Raw genomic sequence first — 15583 nt, forward strand, 5'->3', positions numbered from 1 at the left:
ATGGTAGAAAAAGATATAATTGAAACCAAAATTAGCGAAGGCAAAGAAAAGGCTGAAGAAAAAATTGACGAACACAAAGAAAAGGCTGAAGAAAAAATCAATTACCGCAAGGAAAAATTAAACGAAAAAAGGGAACAGACAAAAAATATGGCTGGAAAAATGACCGAAGATTTATCCAGAGGTTTTGATGACCTTCAAGACGGTATTAAATCAATTCAAAAAATAATTGATCAGAAAATTGATGATTATAAAAAAACAACAATCCACAGTTTGGATGTTGATTTAATAGAAACTGAAGAAAAATACTACTTGAAAGTAGATGTTCCAGGTATTGAAAAAGAAGAAATTGATATTGAAGCTGGAGACAAAGATATTTCAATTGTTGCTACTTTTAAACCATATATTGAAGAAATTGAAGAAGAAGATAAAAGTATTTTAATTTCAGATATAAAACAAGGAAGATGCAGCAAAAGCATCAGATTCAGCAACAATATTGAAATTGATAAAATCAGTGCAAAATTCAACAACGGAACAGTTTTAATAACTATTCCTAAATTAAAAACACCAAAAAATAAAATTAATGTAGAATAAATTTTCTACAACTTTCTTTTTTAAAAAAAATTAATATCTGACTTTTCCTATGTGTCTTGTAGCACCAGGATCTTCACCATTAAAATGCGCCAAATAATAAACAAACCATTCCAAAGGAACTACAAATATTAATGGAGATAATAACGGATTGATGTCTGCATAATCTTCCAAATTATAAACAATAGATTTTAATTCTAAATTTTTAGAAAAATCAATAGCTTTGTCAGTTATTTCATCTGATTCAAAACCTGAATGCAGGAAAATAATCGGAACATCTTTTTCTGCACGTTCTATTAAACCGTGCCTAAATTCCGCAGAATAAAGAGGACATGCATGTTTAATTGCTCCTTCCATAAGCATAGTCATCGCTAATTTAAAAGAAAGACCAAAGTTAGGTCCGCTACCTAAACAGTAGAATATATCTTCATCTTTAAACTCTTCAGCTAATTTTTTATTGTCTTCTTCAGTAGTCTTTAACAATTCTCCAATAATATCTGGAATATGTTTCAAATCACCTAACAGTTCATCTGCCTTATCATAATCAGACCCTTTAAATAAAATCTGATAAAGACAGGCTAATTGAGTTACATATGTTTTAGTTCCAAGAATTGCTGTTTCTCTTTCACATTGTGTTATAATTGGAGTTTTAGCTTCTTTTATCATTGAACTATCAGGTTCATTAGAAATTGAAACAGTCTGAATTCCATATTCATTAGCTCTTTTAAGAGATGCCAAAGTATCTGCAGTTTCACCGGATTGTGATGTGAAAATAGCTACTGAATTTTCCCCGTTGATTAATTTTTTATTGTAATAAAACTCATAGCCGGTAAATACTTCTACACTCATGTCACAGGACATTCTTAATGCATCCCTAACACTGTAACATGTAGAAATAGAACTACCACAACCAATTAAATAAATTTTATCTGCTTTTGATACAGCTTCTGAAACACTGTCCATTTTAGACATTTCGCTTGCAAATGTCCTTTTAAGTGAATCAGGTTGCTCCATCATTTCATCATACATTTTATAGTTCATTGCTTAAACTCCTTAAAATTAATATATAATACTTATAATATTGTTTATTAACATATAAAAATGTTTTTTAAAAATCGATACTTTAATTAAGTAAATATTATTAAACTTATAAATATGGAAATAAATTTATCTTCAGTTGGAATGGAAAAAGGAAGACAATACGAAACAATAATAACCACAATAAGCCTTAAGGGCAAAAGAAATGCCGCCCCAATTGGAGTTATCTGTACCGGCAAAGATAGTGTAATCTGTCGCATATTCAAAGGAAGCACCACTTTAGAAAACATTATTTCTCAAAAGGAATTTACTGTAAATATTACTGAAAATCCACAACTTTTCACTCTTTCAACAATTGATAACCTTCCAGAAAATTATTTTGATGAAAACAATTCCATTAAAAATATTGAAAGCTATTTTAAATGTGAAGTTACTGACTTAATAGAAGCTGTTAAAAGAAGCGATCCGATTAAAAGTGACTCTGAAGCTATTGTTATAAAAGCCAAAGTTACATCACTTGTAATTAATAAAAATATAAAAGCTATCAACCGTGCCATGGGGCTGCTTATAGAAACTTTAGTTAATTTTACAAGAATAGACATGGTTGATGATGAACAAAAAGAATATTATCTTGGAAGATTTAGGGAAGCAAAAAGAGTAATCAATAAAGTCGGATCAAAAGAAGAACAAAAAGCAATCCATGAAATAAAAAAAGAATTAATAAAAAAAGGGTATTCCCCCTAATTTTTAATTACATCAATAAATTCAAAGTTTATACAGTCAAATAAACCTTTATCAGATATTTTGATAGCTGGAATTACTAAAAGCGCCATAAATGACATGGTCATAAACGGAGAATCCAGTTTGCACCCGAAATCAGCAGCTGTTTTTTGCAAATTCTCTAATTTTTCAGCTACTTCATAGCTGTCTTCATTAGTCATTAAACCTGCAATAGGCAATGCCAAAGAATCTTCAAAATCACCGTCAACAATAGCAAAACCGCCTTCATTATCTATCAAACAGTTAACTGCTTTTGCCATGTCCTTAGTATTTGTTCCCACCACTACAATATTATGAGAATCATGAGCTACAGAAGAAGCAATTGCACCTTTTTTAAGATTAAATCCAGTTATAAATCCATTAGCTATTGAATTTCCGCCATAACGCTCAACAACAGCTATTTTTAAAATATCTTCATCCAAATCAGCTTCAATAAAACCATTTTTAGTTTTTAATGTTGCACTTTCAGCTTCAGTGATTAATTCCCCGTTGAAACATCTGATTACATTAACATCAACTGATGACTTATCACAGGAAATTTCAAAATCTTCAGATTTCTTTTTGGAAACATCAAAAGTATTTTTGAACTCTATTTCAGCTACATCAAATAAAACATCTTTACCGTCAAAAACACATTCTCCGGCAACATATGTTTTTAAAATATTAAAATCATTTAAATTATCTACAATAACATAATCTGCCTGCATTCCTTTTACAATAGCTCCTGTGTTTAAATTATAATGTGTTGACGGATTAACTGTAACCATTTCAATTGCACTTATAGGGCTGACTTCCAAATCAATGGCTTTTTTAATGGATTCATTTAAATGACCTTTAATTAAGTCAGTGGTGTGCTTATCATCACTTACGATAAAATCAAAAATAGGCAGATGTATTCTTTTTTCCAGAACTTCATTGGGCATTTTTCCAAAACTTTCGTGATTTTTCCAGTATTCTAATCTGTCGCTAAAATCAAAAAGAGCTTCCATATTTTTAGCAGAAGACCCTTCACGAACCATTATTTTCATACCTTTTTCTTTTTTCTCAATAGCTTCTGCAAAATTGCTGCATTCATGGTCAGTAGAGATATGTTCGCCAATATATTTATCCAAATCTTTTCCAGAAAGCAGAGGCCCATGACCGTCTATAGGTTTTCCAAGTTCTTTTGCCTTTTCCAGTTTGGCCAAAACTTCCTCATCCCCATTTATCACACCTGGAAAATTCATCATTTCACCAAGTGCAACAGCTTCATCTTTTTTAAGAAGTTCTCCTATAGTTTCGCTGTCCAAAATAGCTCCTGATGTTTCAAAACAGGTTGCAGGAACACAGGAAGGAATTGAAAAATAAAAATTAAAAGGAACAGATTTTGAATTTTCAATCATGAAATCTATCCCGTCAGTACCTGCAACATTAGCTATTTCATGAGGATCACAAACAACTGAAGTAGTACCGAACCTTACAGCCAGTTTTGCAAACTGTGCAGGAGTAAGCATTGTACTTTCAATATGGATATGGGAATCAATAAATCCCGGAAGAATAATCCCCTGAATATCCAATTCACTGTCATCATTAATGACAATAGGAAGTATCTCTTTAAAAAATCCGTCTTCAACTGAAATACGTGCAGGATAAATTGAATCAGTTATAACATCTAACATATATGCACTGAATTGCATCTAATCACTTTCATGTAGGGATTCATATAAAAGAGGTAAAAATGTACCTATATCTGTTACAATACTAACTACCTGAGCACTTCCCCTGTCAGATAATTTGGTAACAGTAGCCGGATTAATATCTACACAGATACTTTTAACTTTTGAAGGAAGTAAATTACCCATAGCTATTGAATGCAACATGGTAGCTATCATAATTACCATATCCACTTCCTGAGCCTGTTTACGCATTAATTTTTGTGACTCGGCAGTGTCAGTTATTACATCAGGCAGAGGACCGTCATCACGAATAGAACCTGCCAAAACATACGGAATATCCTTTTTAATACATTCATACATGATTCCGCCAGTTAATGTGCCGTCTTCAACAGCCTGTTTAATTGATCCTGAACGGTTAATTTTATTAATGGCCCTCATATGATGAGTATGTCCATGAGCTATAATTTCTCCTGTTTCCACTTCAATACCAAGGGAAGTTCCAAAAATATTGCTTTCAATATCGTGAGTAGCCAGTGCATTACCTGCAAGAAGAGAATCAATATATCCTTCCCTAATTAAAGCCGCCAGATATTTGCCTGATCCTGTATGTACAATAGCCGGACCCCCAACAATAGCTATTTTACCGCCTTTACTTTTGATTTCTTTAATTTCCTTTGCAATTCCCCTGATTAAATTCATCAATGGTTTTTCAGAAGAAACATCACTGTTCATAAATTCAAAAGTTCCGCTTTTTTCTCTGGACCTTTGAGGTGGTGTAACTTTTATTCCGTCACGACCAACAACAATCATGTCTCCTGCCTTAATCTCTGCTATCGGTTTAACTGATGCACGAGAATTCTTTTCATCAACACAGATTAAACAATCCATCTCAATGTTTTCAACAACAATCCAATTACCTTTATAGAGAATATGAGTTGTATGATTTGAAGTAGAATAAAAACCTTCCGGAGCAACTTTATCTTTTGAAGATGCAACTAATTCAACCTCTTTTAATTCAGATATTGATGCACCTAATACTGACAATTCATCTAAAATAGAATTTAAAAGGTCGATAGACTCTGCATAAACAGCCATCTTAACCTTACTAGTATCAGTTTTTCTTTTACCTACATCAAATTCTAAGAAATCAAAATCTCCACCTTTATCCATGATAATATCCAGAGCTTTTGGTAAAGTTAATGAATCAATAACATGACCAGAAAGTTCAATTGTTCTACTATTCATAATTTTTGCTCCTAATTAATTAATTATTAATATTTTAATTTTACTTTAAGCTAATATTTAAATAATTCCATATTAATTTTTTATAAAAAAAGCAGATAATCAACTAAAAATTCTAAAAAAGGATGATGAATAAAATAATAAAAGTCAAATCAGATTAAAAATAAAAACAAGTTATCACAATAATGATAAAAAATCATAAATTATTTTTGAAGCCAGAACTGCAGTAATATCCCCTAATCTGTCACCAGCTGTTTCAACAACATCCATACCAACAACATTTTTTAAAGATAAAGTTTTGAGTATTGCTTCTATATGATCATATAATATTCCACCGGGAGTTGGATTGCCAACAGTTGGAGCAACAGACGGGTCAAAAACATCCATATCGATAGAGAGATAAATTGGAGTGTCCACAGCACTTAAATAATATTCTATATTATCAAGATGACTGAATACTTCATTACTTTTAAATGTCATAATGTTAGAGTGATTTTCAACAAAATTCTCCTCTTCCTTTGAAGCTGACCTGATACCTATCTGAATCAATTCCTTAATGCTCATTTCATGAACCCTTTTCATAACACTGGCATGAGAATATTCCTCTCCAATAAAAGTATCTGCCAGATCCCTATGAGCATCTAAATGGACAACAGTCAAATCATCATATTTTTCAGTTAATGAATTAAGAACACCAATAGTTAAACTATGTTCTCCCCCAATAGTCAATGGTTTGATTTTTAAATCAGACAGTTCGTTAACAGTATCTTCAATTATGTCACATGTTTTTTTACAGTTTCCAAAAACAACATTTACGTCTCCGAAATCGTAAAAAATATTGTCCAATTGTGTATTAAAAATAGTATTATATTTTTCAAACCCATAGGAAGCTTCTCTAACTACTATAGGTCCAAAACGTGAACCCGGATGATAAGATGTCGTACTGTCAAACGGAACACCAATTATTCCCCAAGCACCTTCTTCAAGGTTGTTAAAATCAATTTCTTCCTGGGAAAAAGCAAATTTCCATGGCTCATATGTGTTTAAAAGCATAATAAATCAAAAAAGAACTAAATAAAATTATTTAGTTCTCATAATTTTCATATTTCCTAAAGCTACGATGTAATCTACTTCAATACCTTCAGTAATTTGATCTTTTAATTCTTCAGGCATAGGTAAATCTAAAGTGTCGTAATTTTCCATATCCATTAATTGAACATTGTTACCTTGGATAGATAATACCTGACCAACCCTTTTATCGATAATTGGAATATCTACTTTAGTATCTACAGGTTTTACAATACTTCTTTTTTGGTTATCGAAAATACCTACAGCTTCTAATCTAGCTTTAGCAGCACCATGTTTACCAGGGGATGAAGTAGTTAAACTTGTGATTTTAGATGCTTCCCCACCTAATACGATATATTTACCAACTTTTAATGTTTTAATCTCTACAACTTTTGTTGACATTAATTTTCCTCCATAAATTAAAAAATAGATTTAAATAAGTAATCTATAATAAGAATTATTTTAGATTAATAATAATTCTATCCAACATTTTATATAAATTATTCGTTTTAACAAGTAGGACTTCAATAATAAATATTAAATAGAAATTACAAATTTAAAACAAAGTGATGAAAATGAAAATAGCTATTGTATCAGGAAAAGATGAGGGTCCGACAAGGTTAAATGCATTTGACAATGCATTAACTGATGCCGGAATAGGAGATGTCAATTTAATTAAAGTATCAAGTATGCTTGGAAAAAATACCAGAGTTAAAAAATTGCCAAAACTCAAAGCCGGAGCTATGGTTAATTGTGTGCTTTCTTCAGTTACCTCAAGTAAACCTGGAGATACAATAACTGCAGTTGTTGCAGTAGCTATTGGGGAAAAATTAGGCTGTGTAGTTGAAACAACTGGAACAAACAAAGACAAAGATGATTTAATCGAAGAAGCTAACTTTATGGTAAATTACATGATGGAAAAACGTGGAGTGGAAATTAAAGAGATTATAATTGAGTCAGCCAGCACAACTGTTGAAAATATAGCTTCAGTTGTAGCTTCAGTTGTTTATTTAAATGATGAAATAATTGAGGGATAAAATATGGATGCAAAAGATAAAAAAATAGCTACAGATCTTTGTTACGAGATTATAAAAGAGGTAGGCAGAGCTATTAGACCATATGTTGGAAAACCTGAATCTGGAGAAAAAGTTAAAATGGGGGCTGACGGCACTCCAACATCATATATTGATGTTATAGCTGAAGATCAGGTAATTAACATTTTAAAAAACGCTCCCATAAACTCCTATATCATCAGTGAAGAAATTGGAGAGCTGAAAGTTGGACATGGAAAAAAAGAAAGTGTTGTTATAACTCAGGAACTTAGAAGAACTGATTTAACTCCGGAGCAAAAACCTAAATTCATCTTCTTAATAGATCCGATTGACGGTACAAGCAATGCAATTAAAGAAATACCTGCTTATGGAATTTCAATAGCAGTTGCAAATGTTCCTGATGGCAGATTAGCTACATTAAATGATGTTGAACTAGGTTTTATCAGCAACTTTGGAAACGGTAATTTCTTTGAAGCTGAAAAAGGAAAAGGATGCTGGTTAAATAATGAAGAAGTACACCCTTCCAAAATTGTAAACATCAGTGACATGTCCCTCGGAGGTTTTACTAAAAGTGGAACCAAAGCCGCTTCCAAATTAGTTGATAATGCAAGACGTATGCGTGTTTTAGGTTCTGTTGTTTTAGAACTTTCATATGTGGCCAGTGGAAGATATGATGCATTTCTTGATTTGAGAGGCAGCAGAATAATAGACATTGCAGCATCTAAATTGATTGTTGAAGAAGCCGGGGGAATTATTACCGACAAATACGGTGAAAAGCTGGACAATAAATTAAGTATCTATGAAAGAACAATTGTTGTTGCAGCAAATAACAATATACTCCACAAACAGATAATCGATATCTTAAATGACAATGAAAGTGATGTTATCGGAGAAGTTGGAGTAGTGAGCCGTGTAGATGAATATCATGCAATATTATTCTCTGTAAAAATTATAGATTATCTTTTAAATAACGGTATTGATGTAGTTATTGAAAGATCATTGGCCAGAAAACTTGAAAAGCTTAAAAAAGACCCTAATTTGAAAAATATAATTAACACAACTATAAAAGAACATCCTGAGTTAAAGGACCAGTTAAAAAATTTAAACTTTAATATTGAATTTAAATTGCTCTCACGAACCATACAAGACTTTAAAAGTGATATGGCAATTATTCTCGGCGGAGACGGAACACTTTTAAGAACACAAACTAAAATGACTGAAGAAATACCAATATTCGGAATCAATATGGGTACTGTTGGATTTTTAACTGAAATTGAAGTTAATGAAACATTTGATTCACTTAAAAAAATCTTAAAAGGAGAATATTACCTGGAAAAAAGAACAAAATTAGTTGTTTCACATGAAAACCATCATTATTCTGCACTGAATGAAGTTGTTGTAATGACTGACGAACCTTCAAAAATGCTTCACTTCCAGGTACAGGTAGATGGAGAAATTATTGAAGAATTCAGAGCTGACGGTCTCATCATATCAACTCCAAGCGGATCTACAGCATATTCCATGTCTGCAGGAGGTCCAATTGTTGATCCGAATGTTGGGGGATTTATCATTATCCCAATTTGCCCATATAAACTAGGAGTAAGGCCATTTATTGTATCTGATGAAAGTGAAATTATTGTCAAATTACTTAAAAAAGGTAAAACTGCAGTATTTGTAATGGACGGTCAAATAAATGAAGAAGCAGAATACCAGGAAGAAATCAGATTCAAAAAATCAGACAAACATGTTTACTTCATAAGAAACTCAAATAAATGCTTCTATAAAAAAGTTAAAGACAAGTTAAATGAAGGAGGCATCAACAACTAATGAACAGCCTCGTAATTGACATGACACATGGCGGAGTAAAAATAGCCGTCAGCCTTGCAAAAAAAGACGAAACAGTCTATGCCTACGACATTTACAACACTTTGAAAAGTGTTGATAAAAAAATGCTAGAGGTTTATAATGTTAAAGTCATAGATTTGGACTATTTAAATAACCTAAATGGAAATTTAAGAGTAATCTATCCTGTTCATTTGCCTTTAACTAAAAGAGATATTGAAAAGTATAATCCTTCCCTAAATTATACTTTTTTAACCCATCACGAAATAATTAAAGAACTTCTGAAAAACTGGGGCAATGATATTCCCAAAATTGAAGTTACAGGAGTTAAAGGAAAAACCAGCTGTGTTTTTATGCTTAAAGAAATTTTAATTGATAAAAACCCTCTAATTTTATCCAGCTTAGGTGCATTATTATATGAAAACGGAGTGAAAAAAACATTAAAACAGAATATATCAATTACTCCTGCAAATATTAAAGAAACAATTGACCTTGCATATAAAATAGCCAACCCAATATGTGAAATAGCTGCAGGTAAATGTGATAGCCAAAATCTTAAAAAATATGGCTGTGCTATTTTTGAAAGTTCTCTCGGAGTCAGCGGAATTGGAGATGTAGGTCTTTTAACAAATATCGTTGAAAATTATCCAATAGCTAAAAATAAAAGAACTGCCAGTGCAGCTAAAAGTCAAATATTTAATTGCAGCATCGTAGCTATCCAAAAAGAAACATTAGATAAATTTTACAAAAACATCAACCATAAAAAGATAAATACATTTTCCCTAAAAAACTATGCCGATGTAACGATTAAAGACATAGAATATGATTTAGATAAAACAAAGATTAATGTAAGTTATAACAATATAATAACCACCAATAATGAAGTAATCTCTGGAGAATTTCAGATTGAAACATTTGCTCCTGGAAAACACCATGTGCAAAATGTTTTAGGAGTTATTACAACTTGTTTATCTTTAAATATTCCAAAAGAAAAAATTATTAAAGGATTAGCTAATTATAAAGGAATTAAAGGAAGAACCAATAAAAAAATCATTGAAAATTCAACAATCATAGAAGAAATAAATCCAGGAATCAATACAAAAGCTATTGAAGAGTCTATAAACATGATAAATAATTTAGATGACTATTACATTGCCATTGGTGGAGATTACGGAATAACCTGTGAAGAAATTGATGAATCTAAAGTCAGCGCCTATTTAAACACTCTTGATTACAATATCATTTTAACCGGAGAAGTAGGTGAAGGAATTTTAAAAAAAATGAATAAAAAAGTAGAATATTCAAAAAACTTCCATGATGTTTATAAACAAGCTATACACAATAATAAAAACTTGCTTTTAATTTATCGCTCAGATTATAGAAAACTTAATAAAAGATAGTAAAAAATGTAACATTAGTTTTACATAAAATTGAAACATTTAATAAATATTAGCTAAATATTATAATTTGTAATTTAATGATAGTTATAAGTTAAAATTTATTATTAAATTAGAAATAATACTTTTAAATTGGAGATTATATTTTGAATGTTGGAACAAGAGGAAGTCAATTAGCACTTGCACAAACTAATCAAGTTTGTAAAGATTTAGCATCAATTACTCATGAAAACATTGATGTTAACATAATTAAAACAAAAGGCGACAAAATAACTAATTCTCAATTATACAACATGGATGCAAAAGGTCTTTTTACTAAAGAACTTGATAAAGCATTACTTGAAGAAGAAATAGATTTTGCTGTACATAGTTTTAAAGATTTGCCAACTGAATTAGATGAAGAACTTGAAATAGTTGCAGTTCCAAAACGTGTAGCTCCAAATGAAGTATTAATCTCTAATAAAAACTGGAATGAACTAGGTCCCAAGTCCAAACTTGGAACTAGTAGCCTTAGAAGAGAAGCTTTTTGTAATTACCACAATAAAAACTTCGAACTTAAACCAATTAGAGGTAATATTGAAACCAGAATCAGTAAAGTTAATGATAGTGATTTAGATGCAACAATTATGGCTCAGGCAGGATTAATAAGATTAAATCTTACACAGCACATAAAAACAGTGTTTCCTCTAGATTATATCACTCCTGCTGCAGGTCAAGGAGCACTAGCTATTATAACTAGAAAAGATTCTGATAAAAAAGAAATTATTTCTAAATTAAATGACTATCAGTCCAGGCAAGAAGTGCTTGCTGAAAAACAAGTGCTTGAAGAACTAGGTGTAGGTTGTCAATGGCCAATTGGTGCTATAGCACAAATGAAAGACAAACAATTTTGTATATACTCAATCCTATTAACCAAAGAAGGAGAAGTTCTAAAAGAACATAGTGAAAAAGGATCAATAAGAGATGCCATCCAATTTGGTACAAAAATAGGAAAAATTTTTAAGGATTATGTTTAATTGGAGGAATAAAATTGAGAACAGTTAATGTAGGAGTTATTGGAGTAGGTGCAATGGGATACAACCATGCACGTGTATATTATAAATTAGAAGAAGCTAATTTAGTTGCTGTTAGTGATGTAAGTGAAAGAACATTAAATAAAGTAGCTAAAAAATATGATGCAAAAGGTTTCACTGATTATGAAGACTTACTCAAAGATCCTGAAATAGAAGTAGTTAGTGTATGTGTTCCAACTACCTTCCACCATGATGTTGTAATGGAAGCTATTAAATATGGAAAACATGTATTAGTTGAAAAACCAATAGCTTTTACCCTAAAAGAAGCAGAAGACATGATTTCTGCTGCAAAAGAAGCTGGAGTTATTTTAGCAACTGGACATGTGGAAAGATTCAATCCAGCTGTTCAAAAAGCTAAAGAACTCATTGACAATGATGTTATTGGAGATATTGTATCTGCATCTGCAAAAAGAGTAGGCCCATTCCCTCCAAGAATAAAAGATGTTGGAGTAACTATCGATTTAGCTATTCATGATTTAGATGTAATGAATTATTTATTTGATGAAGAGGTCATTCAAGTTTACGGTACTATGAATAGTATCTTAGAAAAATGTGAATTTGAAGACCATGCAGAAATCATGATTAACTTTAAAAATGAATCTACAGGAATTCTCGAAGTAAACTGGTTAACTCCATACAAAAGGAGACAAATTGAAATTACTGGAACTGACGGAATCATTTCAGTAGACTATATCGAACAAAGTATTGACGTATATGGTAAATTTGCTCAAGATATTGATATTAAACATGAAGAACCATTGAAAGAAGAATTAAGATCATTTTTAACTTCAGTTGTTAATGAAACTGAACCGGAAATTACTGGTGAAGATGGTCTTAAAGCACTTAAAATGGTAATAGCTGCTACTAAATCCTCAAAAGAACATAGGCCTATTAGCTTTAATGAACTTGAATAGGTGGTTTTGATGAAAGAAAAATTAATTAAAAAAGCTCAAGAGCTTAGACAACATGGTTTTACAACTGGAGAGATAGCTGACGAACTTAATGTGAGTATGGATACAGCCAGATGGTTAACTCTTCAAAAACCTGCTGAAGAAAAACCAGAAGCTCCTGTTGACTTTTTTATAAATTGGAAAAGCTTAGGTGGAAATTCAACTCGTTTAAGATATGTTTCAGGAGCTTTAAGTGACATGGCATTATCCCATGGAGAAGCTGAAGTAATACTTGGAATAGCTGTTAGCGGAGTGCCATTTGCAACTATGATGGCTGACTTTTTAGAAGATATGAGTGAAGTTGAAACCTCACTTGCAGTATACCACCCACACAAACACAGAAAAGAAAAAGATGACGGTGAAGGAGCTATAAGTACAAACTTCGGATCTGTTGAAGGTAAAAAAGTTGTAATTGTTGATGATGTTATAACTAGTGGTAAAACTGTAAAAGAAGTTATTCATGCAGTAAAAGATCATGGTGGAGAACCAATAGCTGTTACTGTACTAATTGATAAATCAGGACTTTCTGAAATTGAAGAAGTTCCTATTGAATCTTTAATTAAAGTAGGTAGATTATAAACCTACATTTTTACTATTTTTTATAAAAAAAGAAAAAGAATAGTCAAAAAGACTATTTAAATTTTAAATTATTCTTCGTTTAATTTTCTGCGTTTATATCCAACAAATATTAAGAATGCAACAATTATAATCAATATAATAGAAGCGACAATAGTATTTGAATTATCCTTTATTATATTCTTATCAATCTCATATGCTTTTTTGTTTGAAGATTGTCCGTTGTCTTCACCTACAGAACTTCCAGTACTTTTTGCATTTGATCCAGAAGAGGATTTAGTGCTACTTGCTGGAGATGGATTTCCTTCAAGACTTGGACTATCACTAGATGAAGTACTTGTATTTGTACGTACAGTACCACTATATGAGTTAGATCTTGAATCTCCACTATCTGTATTTGAAGTCAGGAAATTAATCAAAGCATTAAGCAAGCTTAAACCTAATTTGTTAGAATCTTTATCTGTACTACTAGTACCATTAGAAGGATTTTTTGAATTGCCATCATCACCGGACAAATCAGGAACATCTGTATAACCAGAATCACCATCAGGTCTGTCCGGAATATTTGAAGTTTCTTTATCAGTATCCTCATCAGGGGTTACAATAACACTACTTCCATCACCAGGTTTAGGAAGTAAAGGATTCCTATTAGGGAAACTAGGGAACCATGGTTTTATTTTTGAACCATCAACTTTATTTGTCAAATTGTTCACATTAGTAGGGCTCGTATAATTAAATTCAAAACCACCATCAACATGATTGTAAATTTCCGCATAATAATCAAATGCATTAACTACACGATTATTATAATAGGAGGTATTATAAAATTCACCTTTCGTATTGAATGCATCATAACTAGCTTTCGCATCTTTTCTAGTAGATATTAATAAATTATCAACAATAACCGAATTTACAGCACTTATTAGCGAAATTGCATATTTTGCTTCACTAGTAACTGTATTATTTTTAATTATAAAAGTATGGTTACCTTTAGTTGATTGAGAATAACTGATACCGTAAATATTATCATTATCCTTAACTTCTGCAACACTATGAACTTCAATTGTATTATTAACAATAGTATCATTAGAATCTTGAGCTTCTATACCTGCAACAAGTGCCCAACTATGATTACCTGCCAATCCAGTAATATTAATCTTATTATTTGCAATATACAACTGAGTATCACCATAATAATTTTGTGAATAAATTCCTATATTTGGCCCATTAGATACTGAATATAAATCATTATTAGTTATATTAATTCTCTTAGAAGGTCCAGTAATTTGTATAGGGTATGCAGTACCAGCAGCTAACATCCCACCAGTTGTTAAAATAGCTATATTATTAGAATCTAATGTCAAACTATTTACACGCCATACATCAATACCATAAAGATAATTATTAAGACCTGGGAAAGTTACGAAATCTTCCATATACAAAGTGTTATTTTTAATAAGACAATTATTTGAATCAGCAATGATTATGCCATCTAATGTAGGAAAAGAACTTCCTGGTCTTTTATTAACAATACTTGCAACAATATTCCCAATAAATGTTAAATTATTACTATACTCAATACCTACACTTGCTACAAAATCAGAGTCTAAAGTAGCTCCAACTGCACCAAAATTAACATCCCTCAATGGAAGTTGAGTATAAATGCTATTATTTGCAATTAATGCATTAGGACAATTACTTAATTTTAAAGCATAACAATAGGTATTTGTCTTATAATTATGACCTTCAAAATTAATTGTACAGTTAATAACTTGTAAACCACTAATTGGAGCGATTCTTCTTCCAACTGCAGAAATACCATAACCTTCAGTATCGCGAGGAACAGTATAATTTATAACACAATTACGTATACAAGTATTATCAGCCAATGTAAGAATTGAAGCACCGTCAGCATCTTTAAAATCAAATTCATTAATTAATGTGAAATTAGTTAATGTAACATCTTTACCATTAATCAAAAATGCAATATTTGTCAAGGTAAAATTATTACCTACAACAGTTACATTATTTGCTTTAATTTTTAAAAGACCTAAATTATCAAAGTTTTGAGTTAATACAAATTTAGTATTAGAATGCTCAACTCCTAAAGTACCATTAACAAAATACTCATCAATGTTAAATATAGTCAAATTAACCACATCTGAATTATTATCACCAGTTTCCGGATCATCAGGAGTAACAGGAATATCTGGAATATCCGGCACATCTGGAATATCCGGTGCATCACCAACAGTCATATTAGTTACAGTAGTATTTTCACTTAATGTTGATAAATCATTTGCAGAAACGCATCCCATAATC

At 31.1% G+C, this 15583-nt stretch carries 14 protein-coding genes; 8 read left to right on the plus strand and 6 right to left on the minus strand.

Translation table 11 applies throughout. The features are described from left to right. On the plus strand, positions 1-591 hold the full coding sequence (locus ACMC9J_RS02615) for an Hsp20 family protein (protein WP_427003502.1): 591 nt from the start codon (positions 1-3) through the stop codon (positions 589-591). Between the two features lie 30 nt (positions 592-621). Here ACMC9J_RS02615 and ACMC9J_RS02620 read toward each other — a convergent pair whose 3' ends face one another. After that, a complete protein-coding gene (locus ACMC9J_RS02620) occupies positions 622-1629 on the minus strand; it encodes an SIS domain-containing protein (protein ID WP_427003503.1) in 1008 nt (335 codons plus the stop codon). 114 nt (positions 1630-1743) lie between these two features. Here ACMC9J_RS02620 and ACMC9J_RS02625 point away from each other — a divergent pair, with 114 nt between their 5' ends. After that, complete coding sequence (locus tag ACMC9J_RS02625) at positions 1744-2370, plus strand: DUF447 domain-containing protein (RefSeq protein ID WP_427003504.1); 627 nt, start codon at positions 1744-1746, stop codon at positions 2368-2370. Here the strand turns inward: ACMC9J_RS02625 and ade are convergent. The 4 genes from ade to ACMC9J_RS02645 form a co-directional block, all read right to left on the minus strand. Beyond that, positions 2367-4082 carry an adenine deaminase gene (ade, locus tag ACMC9J_RS02630; RefSeq protein ID WP_427003505.1) on the minus strand — a complete coding sequence of 572 codons (1716 nt, stop codon included), beginning with the start codon at positions 4080-4082 and terminating at the stop codon, positions 2367-2369. The two genes, ACMC9J_RS02625 and ade, sit on opposite strands and share 4 nt — an antisense overlap. Continuing rightward, positions 4083-5306, minus strand: coding sequence for a TIGR00300 family protein (locus ACMC9J_RS02635; protein WP_011954141.1), 1224 nt, complete (start codon positions 5304-5306; stop codon positions 4083-4085). 174 nt (positions 5307-5480) lie between these two features. Continuing rightward, positions 5481-6356 carry an agmatinase gene (speB, locus tag ACMC9J_RS02640; protein WP_250415835.1) on the minus strand — a complete coding sequence of 292 codons (876 nt, stop codon included), beginning with the start codon at positions 6354-6356 and terminating at the stop codon, positions 5481-5483. Positions 6357-6383: 27 nt separating this feature from the next. Next, complete coding sequence (locus ACMC9J_RS02645; RefSeq protein WP_004033052.1) at positions 6384-6773, minus strand: translation initiation factor IF-5A; 390 nt, start codon at positions 6771-6773, stop codon at positions 6384-6386. A 173-nt stretch (positions 6774-6946) separates the two neighbouring features. On the opposite strand from ACMC9J_RS02645, the gene ACMC9J_RS02650 reads away from it, so the two are divergent. The 6 genes from ACMC9J_RS02650 to ACMC9J_RS02675 all read left to right on the plus strand — a co-directional run bounded on the left by ACMC9J_RS02650 (position 6947) and on the right by ACMC9J_RS02675 (position 13264). Next, positions 6947-7408 carry a pyruvoyl-dependent arginine decarboxylase gene (locus ACMC9J_RS02650; protein ID WP_250415833.1) on the plus strand — a complete coding sequence of 154 codons (462 nt, stop codon included), beginning with the start codon at positions 6947-6949 and terminating at the stop codon, positions 7406-7408. Positions 7409-7411: 3 nt separating this feature from the next. Continuing rightward, a complete protein-coding gene (locus ACMC9J_RS02655) occupies positions 7412-9250 on the plus strand; it encodes a bifunctional NADP phosphatase/NAD kinase (RefSeq protein ID WP_427003506.1) in 1839 nt (612 codons plus the stop codon). After that, positions 9250-10665, plus strand: coding sequence for a coenzyme F430 synthase (gene cfbE / locus ACMC9J_RS02660; RefSeq protein WP_427003507.1), 1416 nt, complete (start codon positions 9250-9252; stop codon positions 10663-10665). Before ACMC9J_RS02655 ends, cfbE begins: the two co-directional genes overlap by 1 nt. Before the next feature lie 143 nt (positions 10666-10808). Continuing rightward, positions 10809-11678, plus strand: a complete 870-nt coding sequence (gene hemC, locus ACMC9J_RS02665) for a hydroxymethylbilane synthase (protein WP_019266629.1) — start codon at positions 10809-10811, stop codon at positions 11676-11678. Positions 11679-11692: 14 nt separating this feature from the next. Further along, the gene (locus ACMC9J_RS02670; RefSeq protein ID WP_019264784.1) at positions 11693-12649 is read left to right on the plus strand and encodes a Gfo/Idh/MocA family protein; all 957 of its coding nucleotides are present in this window, start codon (positions 11693-11695) and stop codon (positions 12647-12649) included. Positions 12650-12658: 9 nt separating this feature from the next. After that, a complete protein-coding gene (locus ACMC9J_RS02675; protein WP_019264785.1) occupies positions 12659-13264 on the plus strand; it encodes an orotate phosphoribosyltransferase-like protein in 606 nt (201 codons plus the stop codon). 68 nt (positions 13265-13332) lie between these two features. Here the strand turns inward: ACMC9J_RS02675 and ACMC9J_RS02680 are convergent, their stop codons facing one another. Then, positions 13333-15579: a hypothetical protein gene (locus ACMC9J_RS02680; protein WP_019266631.1), complete on the minus strand. Its 2247-nt coding sequence runs from the start codon at positions 15577-15579 to the stop codon at positions 13333-13335. Between the last annotated feature and the right edge of the window lie 4 nt (positions 15580-15583).

The organism is Methanobrevibacter intestini, assembly GCF_047402955.1.
Taxonomy (GTDB): domain Archaea; phylum Methanobacteriota; class Methanobacteria; order Methanobacteriales; family Methanobacteriaceae; genus Methanocatella; species Methanocatella intestini.